Genomic DNA, 13,954 nt, shown 5'->3' on the forward strand with positions numbered 1-13,954 from the left:
TCCGTTCTCGGCGGGTTTTCGGCTTGCGGATGAAATTAAAGCCGAATAGCGTGATCAAAGCAAGTGTGATCACAAATCATAATCAGGAGGCGGCAACGATCGTCTTCGGCCAGAGGGTTCGATGAGCGAGGTAGCGGAACGCCAAGGGCGGGAGACCCGTGTGCCGGTTCTGACGGCGAGCCAGGTCGTCAGGCGGTTCGGCGGCCTTGTCGCCGTCAACGATGTCTCGTTCGACGTCAAAGCGGGCGAAATCCTTGGCCTGATCGGACCCAATGGCGCCGGCAAGACGACCATGTTCGACTTGCTGGCCGGCAGTATCCTGCCCACCAGTGGCAACATCCTGCTCAACGGCGTGCGCGTCTCCGGCGAAGCCGCTCACCTGCGCATCGGCCGAGGTCTCGGCCGCACCTTCCAGATCCCGCGCCCGCTCCCCAACCTGACGCTGATCGAGAACATCATGCTGGCGGCACAGGGCCAGGCGGGCGAAAGGCTGCTCGCCAACTTCGTCACGCCGTGGCGGGTGGCGGCGCAGGAAAGAGCCGCCCGGGCAAAGGCGCTCGAACTGCTGGAACTGGTCACCCTCACCCACCTCGCGCATGAGCCGGCGCGCGTGCTTTCCGGCGGCCAGCGCAAGCTGCTCGAACTTGCCCGGGTGATGATGGCCGATCCGGCCATCATCCTGCTCGATGAACCAGCGGCCGGCGTCAACGCGACGCTGCTCGAAGTCATCATCGACCGCATCCGCGACATCAATGCGCGCGGCATCACCTTCCTGCTCATCGAGCACAACATCGACATGGTGACACGGCTCTGCCACCGCGTCCTCGTGATGGCGAGCGGCCAGTTGCTCAGCGAAGGCACGGCGGAAGAAGTCGCTCGCGACCCGCGCGTCATCGAGGCCTATCTCGGGGGCGCCGCATGAGCGAGACCGTCCTCGATGTCCACAATCTCGAAGCCGGTTACGAACCCGGCGTGCCGATCGTGCGCGGCGCCTCGATCACGGTCAGAAAAGGTGAAATCGTCGTCGTCCTCGGTCCCAACGGCGCCGGCAAGTCGAGCTTCATCAAGGCGATCGCAGGCCTCGTGCCGATCACCGGCGGTTCAGTGTTCCTGGACGGCCAGGATATCACCACGGCACCGGCCCACACCATGGTGCGGCTTGGCCTCGCCTTCGTGCCGCAGACCGAGAATATCTTTCCGCTGATGTCGGTCGAGGACAATCTCAGGGTTGCCTGCGGCATCCTCGAGCGGCGCGACATCCCGGCCCGCATCGAGGAGATGTATGCCGCCTTCCCCGACCTCGTCCGCCAGCGCCGCACCGCGGCCGGCAATCTGTCCGGAGGACAGCGGCAGATGCTCGCCGTTGCACGTGCGCTGATCGTCCACCCCAAGGTGCTGGTGCTGGACGAACCGTCGGCTGGCCTGTCGCCAAAGTTCGTCTCGGCGGTGTTCGAGATGCTGGCCGGCATCCGCAAGTCCGGAGTCACCATCCTTTTGGTCGAGCAGAACGCCAAGGCAGCGCTTGCCATCGGCGACCGCGCCTATGTTCTGGTCGAAGGCAAGGACCGGCATGAGGGCGTCGCCTCGGAATTGTGGAACGACCCGGTCGTCGCCGAACTCTATCTCGGCCAGCGTCCCCAGCGCCAGCAGGGAGGCGCTGCATGAGCCTGCAGTTCATCGTCGACGGATTGCTGACCGGCTCGATGATCGGCCTCGGCGCCATCGGCGTGACGCTCACCTATTCGATCCTGCGTTTCTCCAACTTCGCCCATGGCGACTTCATGGCCTGGGGCACCTATGCGACACTGGCCGTGGTCAGCGCCATCGGTGCGACATTCGGCAAAGTGGCGCCGATCGGGCCGCTGTCCTTCGGATGGCCGCTCCTTGTTGCCCTGGTCGTCGGCATGGCGTTCACCGCACTGCTGGCGCTGCTGCTCGACAAGGTGTTGTTCTCGCGGCTGCGCTCGCAAGGCCAGGCGATCATCGTCGTGATGGCGAGCTTCGGCGCCTCGATGGCGCTGCGGAGCCTGTTGGAGTTCACCTTCACCTCACGGCCAACCTATTTCAGCCGAGCCATCCAGATCGCCATGCCGGTCGGCTTCGGCATCCGCATCACGCCCGACCAGATCGCCTTGCTGGCGCTGACCGCCGTGCTCGTGCTCGGCGTGCATCTGTTGATGACACGTACGCAGACCGGGCGTTCCATGCAGGCGCTGAGCCAGAACGCGGCGCTGGCCCGGATCGTCGGCATCGACGTCGCCAAGGTGGTGCGCGTCACCTGGATCGTCGGCGGCGCGCTTGCCTGCGTTGCCGGCGTGATGATCGGCATCCTGGTGCAGATCCGCCCCTTCATGGGCTTCGACATGCTGCTACCGATGTTCGCCGCCGCCATCCTCGGCGGCATCGGCAGCATCCCGGGCGCGGTGCTCGGCGGCCTGATCATCGGGCTCGCCGAAGCCGGCGCCGTGCAATTGATCGGTGCCGAATGGCGCGCCGCCGTCTCCTTCATCATACTGATGGCGGTGCTGTTCGTGCGGCCGATCGGCCTTTTCGGAGTTCGGGAAAGATGATCGATCTCGTCGGCTACGGCGCCTTCTTCCTGACCACGGCGCTGATCTTCTCGCTGGTCACGCTGGGGCTCAATCTGCAGTGGGGGCTGACTGGCCTGTTCAATGTCGGGCTCTCCGGCTTCGTTGCCATCGGCGCCTACACATCGGCGCTGCTGACGACACCGGACGACGCCGCGAGGCTGGGCGGTTTCGGCCTGCCGATCCTTGTCGGCTGGGCAGGCGCCATGGTGGTTGGCGGTATGGCCGCAGCCCTTACCGGCATGGCCACATTGCGTCTGCGATCCGACTATCTGGCGATCACCACATTCGGTGTCGCCGTGGTCGTGCAACTGGTCGCGCTCAACGCGCAGAAGCTGACGGGTGGCCCATTCGGCATCGGTTTCATCCCGCGCCCCTTCGGCGGCCTGGCGGAGACGCCACTGCTGTTCAACCTGTCCAACCTTGCCGTCGTCTCGGTGGTGACGCTGATCGCCTATCTCGCCTTGGAGCATCTGTCGCGCAGTCCCTGGGGCCGCGTGCTGAAGGCGCTGCGGGAGGACGAGCGTGCGGCGATCTCGCTCGGCAAGAGCGCGCGTTTCTACCGCGTCCAGGCCTTTGCCGTCGGCGGCGCCATCATGGCGCTGGCCGGGGCATTGCAGGCGCATTTCACCGGCTTCATCGCACCCGACAATTACCTGCCGATCCTGACCTTCCAGGTCTGGGTCATGCTGATCGTCGGCGGGTCCGGCAGCAATCTCGGCGCCGTCGTCGGCAGCGTGCTGGTCTGGGGAATATGGGCCGGATCGGGCACGGCGACCAGCGTGTTCTTCCCGCCCGAGCAGCAGGCGCGCGCCGCCTCGCTGCAAATCGTTGCCATCGGCGTCATGCTCTGCGTCATCCTTCTGATCAGGCCAAACGGCCTGTTCGGCGACAGGCCGCGGCGGGCACGCTTCGGCAAGCGGGCGAAACTGGACACGGCCAAAAGCAGTTCCAACGGATGAATGCGATGGTCAGGCAGGAGGCGCATGGCGCTTCGCTCTGGCACGCCGTCAGCCGCGATCGTCGCGAGCGGCCTGCGCTGAATGGCGACCTCGATGTCGACCTCGCCATTGTCGGCGGCGGTTTTTCCGGGCTTTCAACCGCACTGCACGCCGCCGGAAAAGGACTTTCCGTCGCCGTTCTCGAAGCCGAAATCATCGCCTGGGGCGCGACCGGCCGGAATGCCGGTTTCGTCGTGCCGAACTTCGCCAAGATGGACCCGGACGGCATCCTTGCCCATCTCGGCCCGGAACGCGGCGAACGCCTCATCGATTTTGCCGCCGGCAGCGCCGACCTCGTCTTCGGCCTGATCCGGCAGCACGGCATCGATTGCGACGCGGTGCAGAACGGATGGATCCAGCCGGCGCACTCGCCGGCGGCCCTGGAGAAGGTCAAATCACGCGCGGGACAATGGGCGCAGCGTGGACGGCCTGTCGTCACCCTGGATCGGCAGGATGTCGCAACGCTGACCGGCGCGCGCGGCTATCTCGGCGGCTGGATGGACCGTTCCGGCGGCGTACTCAATCCGGTCGCCTATGCACGCGGATTGGCCGATGCGGCGGAAAAGGCCGGCGCGCGGATTTTCGAACAGGCACGTGTCACGTCGATTGATCGCGTGGCCGACGGCTGGGCGCTGAAAACGCCATCGGGCTCGGTGCGCGCCGCCAGGGTGCTGATCGCCACCAACGCCTATGGCGGGTCGCTCGATCCGTCGCTGCAGCGGACTTATTTTCCGCTGAAGGTTTTCCAGATCGCCACGGCGCCGCTACCGCTCGAAATCCGCAAGCGTCTGCTTCCCGGGGGGCAAGGCGTCGGTGACACCAGGCGCAATCTCTTCACCTTCCGCTTCGATGCCGATAACCGGCTGATCAGCGGCGGCATGCATATCCTGAGCGCCGGTGCCGACAGACGCGTACCGCAAACAATCTGGCGCCGGCTCGCCGCCCGTCTCGACCTGCCCGACGTGCCCCCGCTTGCCTATAGCTGGTCGGGAATGGCCGCCGTCGAGCCGGATTTCCTGCCGCACCTCCTGGACCTCGGCCCGGGCCTGATCGCCGGCCGCGCCTGCAATGGACGCGGCATCGCCATGACGACGGCGATGGGCAAGGTACTGGCCGACTGGGCCGCTGGAACCGACGCCCGCGAGTTGCCACTGCCTTTCGCGCCACCGGCGCCGATCCCGTTCCACGCCCTGCTGCGGCACGCACCCAACATGCTGCTAGGCTGGAGCATGCTGCGCGACCGGATGGACGAAACAGCATAGGCCGACCGGGCCTGCCGTCCGATCAGTTTGTCGTGCGAAGATTTTCGGAGAGAACCGCGGCCGCCACGGCGATGTCCTGTTCAAGGGATACACGAACGGCCGGACCGTTGCGCCGTTCGAGCGCGGCGACAATCCTGTGATGTGCGTCATTGGACTGCGGAATGTAGCGATCGGCCCGCATCAGGAGCTTCAGATAAGGTCCGACGCGCCCCCAGAGATCGCGGATCATGTTCAGGAGGATCGGCGCGCCGGCGTGCTCATAAATAGCAAAATGGAAGGCCTCGTTCAGGGAAAGATAGGTCCTGGCGTCCTGCGCCTCGATGGCGCGTTGCATGCCGGCGAGCGCGACCTGTATGTCGGCCAGCGCGCTCTCACTCATGCGCGTGGCGGCCATCTCGCCCGCCAATCCCTCGACGGCGATGCGGATGCGCGTCAGTTCCGCGAAGGCGGGCTCCGACAGCAAGGGCACGATGATCGAGCGGTTGTTCTGCATTTCCAGAAGCCGCTCGGCGACCAGCCTTTGCAACGCCTCGCGGATCGGGGTGGTCGAAATGCCAAAGGTTTCCGCGAGCTTGCGGATGACCAGTGTCTGGCCCGGGCTGAAACCGCCTGAAATCAATTCCTGCTTGAGCGCGCCATAGGCGCGGTCGTTGAGGGTTTGATGCTCGAGCTTCAGCATGCGCCCGCTCAGCTCACCATGCCGACAGCGCGCGATCGAGCGTCTCGGCCAGTTGCTCGGCATTGTCCCTGGCAAAGGGCAGCGGCGGCCTGATCTTCAGTACATTGCCGCGCGGACCGCAGGACGAGATCAGCACGCCATCCTCGCGCATGGCTTCAACGACGGATGTGGTCTTGGCAGCGGTGGCCTCATCCTCCGCCGTCAACTCGACGCCGAAATAGAGGCCGTTGTGCCTGACATCGGCGACCATGCCGTGGCGGCTTTTCAAGGCGTCCAGCAGTTCTCCGGTATAGGCGCCGACCGTGCGCGCGTTCTCGATCAGCCCCTCGCCCTCGATCACGTCGAGCACCGCGATGCCGACGGCGGCCGCGACCGGATTGCCGCCGAAAGTGTTGAAGTAGCCGGTGTTCGAACCGAACGAGCTCACCAGCTTCGGCCGCACGATCACCGCGCCCATTGGGTGCCCGTCGCCGATCGGCTTGCCCATGGTGACGATGTCAGGTTCGAGGCCATAATTGGCGAAGCCCCACATGCCCTGGCCGAGCCGGCCGAAACCGGACTGGACCTCATCGGCAATGACGATGCCGCCCGCTTTCCTGACATGATCGGCCGCCTCGCGCATGACAGAAGCAGCGGGGAAGAAGATGCCGTCGCTGGAAAAGGCGGAATCGAGAAGCAGCGCCGCCGGACGGATGTTTCGAGCGCGCATATCCTCGATGGCGGCGGCGACATTTCTGGCGAAATCATGCGCGGCGCGGCCGCCGTCGCGGAACGTATCCGGCGCCGCCACGGTCCGGTGTTGCGCGGGCACGCCCTTGGCCCCGACCGCAGCCGGCGACAGTTGCGCGGTGGCGATGGTGGCGCCGTGATAGGCGAATTCGGTGATGATCACACCGGTGTTGCCGCTGGAGTGCTGGGCGATGCGGATGGCGAGATCGTTGGCCTCGCTGCCGGTGCAGGTGAACATGGCATGGCCGAGATGGGGCGGCAGCGTGCCAAGCAGCTTTTCGGCGTAATCGAGGATGATCTCGCTGAGGTAGCGCGTGTGCGTGTTGAGCGTGGCGGCCTGTCCCGACAATGCCTCGACGACGCGCGGATGGCAGTGTCCGACCGAGGCGACGTTGTTATAGGCGTCGAGGTATTTTCGGCCCTGGGCATCGTAGAGCCAGACACCGCTGCCACGCACCAGATGGATCGGGTTGCGGTAGAAGGCGCGATAGGTCGGCCCGAGCAATCTGGCGCGGCGTTCGAGCAGGGCGTGCTCTCGTGCGGAAACTCCGGTGTCGGCGGAGGCACTTGCGGGCGAGGACTGGGACACGGGCATCTACTCCGGCTTGGAATGGTCGAGAAAATAGCGGCGGGCGTCAGCGGGTGATAGACCGTCCAGCCGTTCGAGCGAGGTCCAGACCTCGGTGATGAGGCGAAGCACATAGTCGCGTTTGGCCGGAAACCGCCCGGCCTGCCAGCTGGCAATGTTGGCGATGAGCGCAAGCCGTGCACGAATGAGGTGGAAGAGGATGCCAAGCTCTTCGATTTCGAGCGGCTGCACCGACTGATAGCCGGCGACGAAGCGGGCCGCGGGCGCCAGAGGGTGACCTTCAGCCGGCCAGCGGTAGACGGCACCGATGGCGAGGTCGCAGATCAGCGGCGAATGGATCATGTCGCCGAAATCGAGGATGCCGCTCACCACTTCCGGCCGCGCGGCATCCATCACCACATTGTAGGAGTTCATGTCGTTGTGGACGATCTGGGCGCGCAGGCCGGGGATCACCGGCGCCGCATGTTCCTCGAAGGCGTCGATGACGCGCTCGACCATGGCGCGATGGCCGGCATCGGCGATGTGCGCCAGCATGGGCCGCGTCTTGGCGACCTTGCGAATGTCCCACAAAAGGTCGCTGCCGGCGGCCGGATGGAAGAAGCCGCGCAGTGTCCGGCCAAGCCGGGCGAGGAAGATGCCAAGATTGCGGTCCTGCGCCGCTGACGTGGGCGAGCGCGAAAGCAGCTGGCCGGGCAGATAGCTGACCAGCCGGACGATGCGCGGCGGCGATCCGCCGACGCCTACCATGAACTGTGCTTCGCCTTCGACGCTCTTGCGCACGGAAGGAACTGGCAAGGAAGGGTCGACCGTCAGAATGTGGTCGAGCGCCTTGTTCTGGAAATCGGTGAAGCCGGCCTCTTCAGCCGGATGCGAGACCTTCAGGACGAACTCGCCCTCGCCTTCGGTCTGGATATGGAAATTATGGTCGCGTTCGCCCGGCAGCGGGCGCGCGCTGCCGGTGAGCCCATAGTGCCGGCGCAACAGGGCAAGCGCCTCGGCGATCGAGACATCAGGCGCATCCTCCGCAAGCGTCTCGCCGAAGGCATCCGATACGGCTGCGTTCATGGCCTGACCTCGGCATTTATGGGTTCAAGACCGCACCAGTCGGCGATGAAGAGCGCAATGGTCTGCGTGACCTTGCGCACGGAGTCGAGATCGACGGCCTCGTCATAGCCATGCGGCATGCGGCAGATCGGGCCGTAGACGATTGCGGGCGTGTCGGCATAAAGGCCGAAGAAGCGCGCATCGGTGGTGGCCGAGGTGACGTGTTCCGTCAGCGGCTCACCCCACACGGCGGTGTGGCTGCGCCGCAGCACGGCTTCCATCTCGTCGGCCCCCTCAAGTACGTAACCCTCGGCCATGAAGCCGTTGTAGGTCATCCTTGGCGGACGATTGGCGAGGAACGGATCAGCGCGCGCCGCATTCGCGATGCAAGCTTCCAACTCGGCCCTGGCGTCCTCGAGCTTCTGGCCGGGATAGGTCGCGACACGCATCTCGAAGACGCAACGCGCCGGAACGCTGGACGTCCACTCGCCGCCTTCGATCTTGCCGAGATTGAAGCGGATCGGGTGCGGGTGATCGCAGAAATGCCTGTCGTCGACCTTCCTCGCATTCCAGACGATTTCGAGTTGCTTCAGCGCCTGGATGATGAGGAAGGCCTTTTCGATGGCATTGGCGCCGGCCGAGAAGGCGCCAGACGCGTGCTGCGGATCGCCATCGACCTCGACCCTGAACCAGATCGGGCCGACCTGCGCCCGCATCAGCCTTGGCTCCAGCGGTTCGGGAATGAAGGCGGCGTCGGCGCGGTAGCCGCGCTGCAGGCAAGCGAGCGCGCCATTGCCGGTGCACTCCTCCTCGACCACCGACTGCAGAAACACTTTCGCGGCCGGCTGGTAGCCGAGGCCACGCAAGGCGGCCAGCGCATAGAGGCAGGCCGACAGGCCGGCCTTCATGTCGCCGGCGCCACGGCCATGCATCCAGCCATCCTCGATCACCGGATCGTAGGGGTCGCGGACCCAGCGATCGAGCGGTCCCGTCGGCACGACATCGATATGCCCGTTGAGGATCAGCGAGCGGCCGGTGGCGTTTTTCGGCGTGTGAGTGGCGACGACGTTGAATGCGTCGTCATAGGAAACCGCAACGGGAGAAAATCCGGGCAGGTCGCGGATCGCGTCGACATCGACACGCCACATATCGACCGCATAGCCATCGGCTTCATAAGCCGCCGCCATGAAGGATTGCGCGGCATGCTCCTCGCCGCGTTGGGAGGGAAAGCGCACGAGATCGGCCATAAAGGCGAGCTGACGGTCGAAACCATCGTCGACCGCCCGCAAAATGGCCTCATCCGCTATTCGCTCAGGCATGATATTCCGCTTTGCTGTGAATGGTGTATCATATCTCATATGCCATCTCTGGAAAAGGCAAGAAGACAGGCCGGCCAAAATTATGGCCCACCCCTGCAGCCTCTTGGCAGGCGGCCGCAGAATTGGCATCAGCTTCCTGACATGCCGGTAGGCTGCGCGACGGAAGATCGAGGACAGATGCAAGTCACCGAAGGCACATTGCCGGATGAAATCACCGATCTCGCGTCCGGCTACCGGCGTATCCCGGCCGGCAAGATCGTCAATGCCGTGACATGGATGGAAGCGCGCGCGCCGGTGCAGGGTCTCGCGCATCCGCTGGCGATGACCCGCGTCACCAACCTCGAGCCCGCCTTCTACCGTTCGGTCTTTCTCGAGATTGGCGCTCCCTGGCTGTGGGATCGCGCCGCCGAAATGTCGGACGCCGACATCGCGGAGCATTTCGCCGACCCGCGCCAGCATCTCTATTACGGTCACGATGAACGCGGCAGCCATGTCGGCATGGCCGAATTCACTGTCGCCGACGGCAACGAGATCGAAATCACCTATTTCGGTCTCTTCCCTTCCTTGACCGGCCGAGGCCTTGGCAAGCGGCTGATGGCGGGTGCGCTCGATCAGGCATGGCGCCTAAAGCCGGGGCGTATCTGGCTGCACACCAGCAGCATCGATCATCACAGCGTCATCGGCTTCTACCGGGCTTGCGGATTTGAACCCTTCGCGGCCGGCTTCGAGATCACCGACGATCCGCGGATCAAGGGAACCTTGCCGCGCGATTGCGCGCCGCAAATTCCGCTGATCGAAACGGAATGGGTGCCCGGCGCCAGATGAGACCGTCTTCGCAACCCGCGGGCCAGGCATCGCCCCACCACCGAAGGTGGGTACGGCGCGAGCGCATCCTGTCGAGGCTGGAGCGGCATGTCGACACGCGCATCGTGCTGTTCGCCGCGCCCGCCGGCTTCGGCAAGTCGACGACGATGGCGCAATGGGCAGCCGAGGTCGCGCGCCACGGACGGCTGACGGCATGGCTGTCCTGCGAAGCGACGGACAATGACGAAGGCGCCTTCCTGTCGCATCTGGTTGGGGCGCTGCGCCATCTCGTGCAGAACCCGGCCGAGCTCGACCTTGCCTTCCAGTCGAGCCCGATCCCGCAGCTTGACGTGGTGCTGGCGGCCCTTGTGGCGGGTCTTGCGGCACGCCATGCCGACATCACCCTGTTCTTCGACGATTATCACGCTGTCGAAGCACCGGCGGTGAAGCGGTTCATGGAGCGCCTGACGCGGCAGGCCCCCGCCAACGTTGCCTTCGTCATCGGTTCGCGCAACCTGCCCGACCTGCAGCTCGGCAAGCTCAGGGTGCTCGGCGATGTCTTTGAAATCGGCCCGGACGATCTGCGTTTCGCCTCGTCCGAAGCCGAAGCCTTCTTCAACGACAAGCTTGGCCTCTCCATCGGCAGTGGCACGGTGGAGACCTTGTGCTCGCGCACCGAAGGCTGGGCCGCAGGCCTGCAGCTCGCCTCGCTGTCGCTCAGCGCTGCCCATGCGCCCGAAACCGTCATCGGCAATTTCACCGGTGCCAACCGCAATGTCGCCGACTTCCTGATGGGGGAAGTGTTCCTGGAACTGCCGCCGGCACTGGCGAAGTTCCTGCTCTACTCCTCGATCTTCGAACGTTTCAGCGCGGAGGCCTGCCGGGCGGTGATACGCGCGGCGGACGCCGAGGCTGCTATCACCGAGATCGAGACCCGCAACCTGTTCCTCGTGCCGCTCGACGAGGAGCGGCGCTGGTTCCGCTATCATCATTTGTTCCATGACTTTCTCAGCCGCGAGATGGAACGGCGCGAACCGGAGATGATCGCGCCGCTGCATCTGGCGGCTTCGGAATGGTTCGGCGAACGCAAGATGCTGACCGAGGCCATCGGCCATGCGCTCGCCGCCGGCGACCAGGCCCGCGCGGCGGTGTTCGTCGAGAACAACGCGCTCGAACTCATCGCCCAGTGCCAGTTGCTCTATGTGCGCCAGCTGCTGGCGCTGCTGCCGAGGAAACTGATCGACCAGCGCATCCGGCTGCAGCTTGTCGTGCTGTGGTTGGCAGTGCACTCGAGCCAGCCCGAGATTGCCCAGCAGACGCTCGCCAACGCGCGCAAGCTGGTCGAGACCGGGCCGACTGACAGCAATGACCCGGGCACGCTGACCGGCACCACGATCGAGGCCGAACTCGAGGTCCTTGCCGCTGCGGTCCACAGCACGCTGGAACAGTTCGAGGACGCACGCGACACCGCGCTGGCCGCGCTGCGCATCATCGCGCCCGATGCCTGGTTCATGGAAGGCGCGACCGCGAACGTCATCGGCTATAATCTCTATGCGCTGGGCGACCTCGAAGGGGCACGCGCGGCGGTGGACGCTGCACGCAAGGCGCATGAGCGAAGCGGCAGCCTGCTCGGCGTCACCATCGCCAATTGCTACATGGCCGTCATCGAGCGCTCGGCCGGCCGCCTGCCGGCCGCCGAACGGCTGCTGCGCAACGCGATCATCGAGGCGCGGACGCGGATCGGCGCGAACTCCTATGCCGAGGCGCTCGCCGGTACGCTGCTTGCCGAACTCGCCTACGAGACCAACGCGTCCGGTGAGGCGCTGTCGCTGGTCGAGAATCTCGGCCCGCTAATCGAGGGTGCCGCGGTCATTGTCTATCCCCTGGCCAGCGTGCCGACCTATGCCCGCGTGCTGCAGCTGACCGGCCGGGGCGACGCGGCCCTGGACATGCTGGAGCGCGTCTACCAGCGCGTGCGCGGCTCCGTCTACCGCCGCCTCGCTTCGGTGCTGGTGCATGATCGCATCCGGCTGCTGCTCGACCAGAACCGCGTCGCCGAGGCACGCGCATTGCTGAGCCAGCATCGCGGCGAAAGCGCCGAGACCGTCCCAACTGTCGCCAACGAATTTGAGTTCTTCGCCGAAGGCCGGCTGCTGACGGCGGAGAAATCCTACGCAGGGGGGGCGGCGATTTTCGACGCGCTGCTGGAGCGAACGAAAGGCAGCGGGCGCATGCGCCGGCACATACTGGCGCAGATCCTGCGCGCCAAGAGCGCCGGCCATGACCAGCGCGAGGCCGACCGGCATCTGCTCGAAGCACTGCGCCTTGCCCAGCCCTCCGGCTTCATCCGCTCCTTCGTCGATGAGGGCAGGCCCGTCGTCGAGGCATTGATGCGGCTGCGCGCGGCACAGGCAAAGACCGACCCGGCATTGTCGGCCTATGCAACGCGCATCATCGATGCCGCGCAGACACCGCCGGTGGCGACGCGCAAGCCGGCCATCCCGGTTGCCGAGAAGGAACAGCTCACCCAGCGCGAGTCCGAGCTGCTGCACTGCTTGTCGGAAGGCATGTCCAACCGCGATATCGCCGTTGCGCTGTCGGTGAGCGAAACGACGGTGAAGTGGCATTTGAAGAACATTTTCGGCAAGCTCTCGGTATCCAACCGCGTCCAGGCCGTGCGCGCCGCGCAGGCCGCCACAAACGTCCGCACCCCTCCGAAAGGAGGGGCATAGATTGCAGACATGGCCCCCTCTTTAGGGTCGGGCCAGGCGATTGTTAGCCTGCTAGCGTCATCTGGTTTTCGGAGGATGCCGCGGATGGCGACAGGCTACGTCTTTCACGAACAGCTGATGTGGCATGATACCGGCTCCAGCGCCGACATGATGCCGCCCGGCCGTTTCGTGGAGCCTGGCCGGCATCTGGAATCGCCTGGCTCGAAGCGCCGGCTGAACAACCTTATCCAGGTGAGTGGCCTGTCGCGCCATCTGGTGCCGATCATCGCCGAGCCAGTGACGGTCGAGGACCTGCTGCGCGTGCACACGCAGCGCCATATCGACGATATCCGCATGCTCAGCGAGCGCGGTTCCGGTTTCGCCGGGCCGCAAGCGCCGATCGGCCTCAACAGCTTCGATATTGCCCTGCTGTCCGCCGGTACCACCTATGCGGCGATGCGCGCAGTGCTGACCGGCCGCGTCGACAATTCCTATGCGCTGGCGCGTCCCCCAGGGCACCATGCCGAACCCGATCAGGCCATGGGCAACTGCCTGTTCTCCAACATTGGCGTGTCGGTGCGCCGGCTTCAGCATGAAGGCCTGCTCGGCCGCGCCGCGGTGGTCGACTGGGACGTGCATCATGGCAACGGCACCGAGACAGTGTTTTATTCCGACCCGTCGGTGCTGACGATTTCCCTGCACCAGGACAATCTCTATCCGACCGGGCGCGGCGCGCTGGCCGACAACGGCAAGGGCGAAGGCGAAGGCTACAACATCAACATCCCGCTGCCGGCCGGCAGCGGCACCGGCGCCTATGAAGCGAGCTTCGACCGCGTCGTCGCCCCGGCGCTGCGCGCCTACAAACCGGACCTCGTCATCGTCGCTTCCGGCTTCGACGCGTCGGGCTTCGACCCGCTCGGCCGCATGATGCTCAACAGCGAATGCTTCCGGCGCCTTGCCGCGCGCATGGTGGCGCTGGCCGCCGAAGTCTCGAACGGCCGCCTGATGATGACGCATGAAGGCGGCTACTCCGAAGGCTACGTGCCGTTCTGTGGCCACGCCGTCATCGAAACCTTGGCCAATCATCGCACCGAAGTGGTCGATCCCCTGTCGGAGCATATCGACGAATGGGCCGGGCAGGATCTGCAGCCACACCAAGCCAAGGTAATCGACGCCGCCGAAGGCCTGCTCGCGGGCCTGCGCCAACGCCTCGCCAGCGCGGCCTGAC

The 13,954-nt window shown here is 65.3% G+C and carries 12 protein-coding genes; 8 read left to right on the forward strand and 4 right to left on the reverse strand.

Annotation, left to right across the window (positions count from 1 at the left end):
• The first annotated feature begins 121 nt into the window (after positions 1-121).
• Genes EN845_RS13840 through EN845_RS13860 form a run of 5 tightly spaced genes read left to right on the forward strand, consistent with a single transcriptional unit; the run spans position 122 to position 4,851 of the window.
• Positions 122-922: an ABC transporter ATP-binding protein gene (locus EN845_RS13840; RefSeq protein WP_127280493.1), complete on the forward strand. Its 801-nt coding sequence runs from the start codon at positions 122-124 to the stop codon at positions 920-922.
• A complete protein-coding gene (locus EN845_RS13845; RefSeq protein ID WP_127870546.1) occupies positions 919-1,665 on the forward strand; it encodes an ABC transporter ATP-binding protein in 747 nt (248 codons plus the stop codon). Before EN845_RS13840 ends, EN845_RS13845 begins: the two co-directional genes overlap by 4 nt.
• Positions 1,662-2,570, forward strand: coding sequence for a branched-chain amino acid ABC transporter permease (locus EN845_RS13850; RefSeq protein WP_127280491.1), 909 nt, complete (start codon positions 1,662-1,664; stop codon positions 2,568-2,570). The genes EN845_RS13845 and EN845_RS13850 overlap by 4 nt, the downstream gene beginning before the upstream one ends.
• A complete protein-coding gene (locus EN845_RS13855) occupies positions 2,567-3,550 on the forward strand; it encodes a branched-chain amino acid ABC transporter permease (protein WP_167531351.1) in 984 nt (327 codons plus the stop codon). The genes EN845_RS13850 and EN845_RS13855 overlap by 4 nt, the downstream gene beginning before the upstream one ends.
• Positions 3,547-4,851: an FAD-dependent oxidoreductase gene (locus EN845_RS13860; protein WP_127870545.1), complete on the forward strand. Its 1,305-nt coding sequence runs from the start codon at positions 3,547-3,549 to the stop codon at positions 4,849-4,851. Before EN845_RS13855 ends, EN845_RS13860 begins: the two co-directional genes overlap by 4 nt.
• Positions 4,852-4,873: 22 nt before the next feature.
• Here the strand turns inward: EN845_RS13860 and EN845_RS13865 are convergent, their stop codons facing one another.
• The 4 genes from EN845_RS13865 to EN845_RS13880 are packed head-to-tail and all read right to left on the reverse strand — an operon-like array spanning position 4,874 to position 9,211.
• Complete coding sequence (locus EN845_RS13865; RefSeq protein ID WP_127870544.1) at positions 4,874-5,530, reverse strand: GntR family transcriptional regulator; 657 nt, start codon at positions 5,528-5,530, stop codon at positions 4,874-4,876.
• A gap of 13 nt (positions 5,531-5,543) precedes the next feature.
• On the reverse strand, positions 5,544-6,854 hold the full coding sequence (locus EN845_RS13870) for an aspartate aminotransferase family protein (protein WP_167531352.1): 1,311 nt from the start codon (positions 6,852-6,854) through the stop codon (positions 5,544-5,546).
• Positions 6,855-7,913, reverse strand: a complete 1,059-nt coding sequence (locus EN845_RS13875) for a phosphotransferase (RefSeq protein WP_127870542.1) — start codon at positions 7,911-7,913, stop codon at positions 6,855-6,857.
• Positions 7,910-9,211, reverse strand: a complete 1,302-nt coding sequence (locus tag EN845_RS13880) for an ArgE/DapE family deacylase (RefSeq protein WP_167531353.1) — start codon at positions 9,209-9,211, stop codon at positions 7,910-7,912. The genes EN845_RS13875 and EN845_RS13880 overlap by 4 nt, the downstream gene beginning before the upstream one ends.
• Before the next feature lie 177 nt (positions 9,212-9,388).
• Here EN845_RS13880 and EN845_RS13885 point away from each other — a divergent pair, with 177 nt between their 5' ends.
• From EN845_RS13885 to EN845_RS13895, 3 genes are all read left to right on the forward strand, one after another.
• A complete protein-coding gene (locus EN845_RS13885) occupies positions 9,389-10,036 on the forward strand; it encodes a GNAT family N-acetyltransferase (protein WP_127870541.1) in 648 nt (215 codons plus the stop codon).
• Positions 10,033-12,747 carry a LuxR C-terminal-related transcriptional regulator gene (locus EN845_RS13890; RefSeq protein WP_127870540.1) on the forward strand — a complete coding sequence of 905 codons (2,715 nt, stop codon included), beginning with the start codon at positions 10,033-10,035 and terminating at the stop codon, positions 12,745-12,747. The genes EN845_RS13885 and EN845_RS13890 overlap by 4 nt, the downstream gene beginning before the upstream one ends.
• An 84-nt stretch (positions 12,748-12,831) precedes the next feature.
• Positions 12,832-13,953 carry a class II histone deacetylase gene (locus tag EN845_RS13895; protein WP_127870539.1) on the forward strand — a complete coding sequence of 374 codons (1,122 nt, stop codon included), beginning with the start codon at positions 12,832-12,834 and terminating at the stop codon, positions 13,951-13,953.
• Position 13,954: the final 1 nt, after the last annotated feature.

Source organism: Mesorhizobium sp. M8A.F.Ca.ET.202.01.1.1 (genome assembly GCF_004791595.1).
Taxonomy (GTDB): domain Bacteria; phylum Pseudomonadota; class Alphaproteobacteria; order Rhizobiales; family Rhizobiaceae; genus Mesorhizobium.

What these genes read in the sequence shown, in the direction of transcription:
- EN845_RS13840 (WP_127280493.1), top strand. Translation starts at nt 122, where the DNA reads ATGAGCGAGGTAGCGGAACGCCAAGGGCGGGAGACCCGTGTGCCGGTT.
- EN845_RS13845 (WP_127870546.1), top strand. Translation starts at nt 919, where the DNA reads ATGAGCGAGACCGTCCTCGATGTCCACAATCTCGAAGCCGGTTACGAA.
- EN845_RS13850 (WP_127280491.1), top strand. Translation starts at nt 1,662, where the DNA reads ATGAGCCTGCAGTTCATCGTCGACGGATTGCTGACCGGCTCGATGATC.
- EN845_RS13855 (WP_167531351.1), top strand. Translation starts at nt 2,567, where the DNA reads ATGATCGATCTCGTCGGCTACGGCGCCTTCTTCCTGACCACGGCGCTG.
- EN845_RS13860 (WP_127870545.1), top strand. Translation starts at nt 3,547, where the DNA reads ATGAATGCGATGGTCAGGCAGGAGGCGCATGGCGCTTCGCTCTGGCAC.
- EN845_RS13865 (WP_127870544.1), bottom strand. Translation starts at nt 5,530, where the DNA reads ATGCTGAAGCTCGAGCATCAAACCCTCAACGACCGCGCCTATGGCGCG.
- EN845_RS13870 (WP_167531352.1), bottom strand. Translation starts at nt 6,854, where the DNA reads ATGCCCGTGTCCCAGTCCTCGCCCGCAAGTGCCTCCGCCGACACCGGA.
- EN845_RS13875 (WP_127870542.1), bottom strand. Translation starts at nt 7,913, where the DNA reads ATGAACGCAGCCGTATCGGATGCCTTCGGCGAGACGCTTGCGGAGGAT.
- EN845_RS13880 (WP_167531353.1), bottom strand. Translation starts at nt 9,211, where the DNA reads ATGCCTGAGCGAATAGCGGATGAGGCCATTTTGCGGGCGGTCGACGAT.
- EN845_RS13885 (WP_127870541.1), top strand. Translation starts at nt 9,389, where the DNA reads ATGCAAGTCACCGAAGGCACATTGCCGGATGAAATCACCGATCTCGCG.
- EN845_RS13890 (WP_127870540.1), top strand. Translation starts at nt 10,033, where the DNA reads ATGAGACCGTCTTCGCAACCCGCGGGCCAGGCATCGCCCCACCACCGA.
- EN845_RS13895 (WP_127870539.1), top strand. Translation starts at nt 12,832, where the DNA reads ATGGCGACAGGCTACGTCTTTCACGAACAGCTGATGTGGCATGATACC.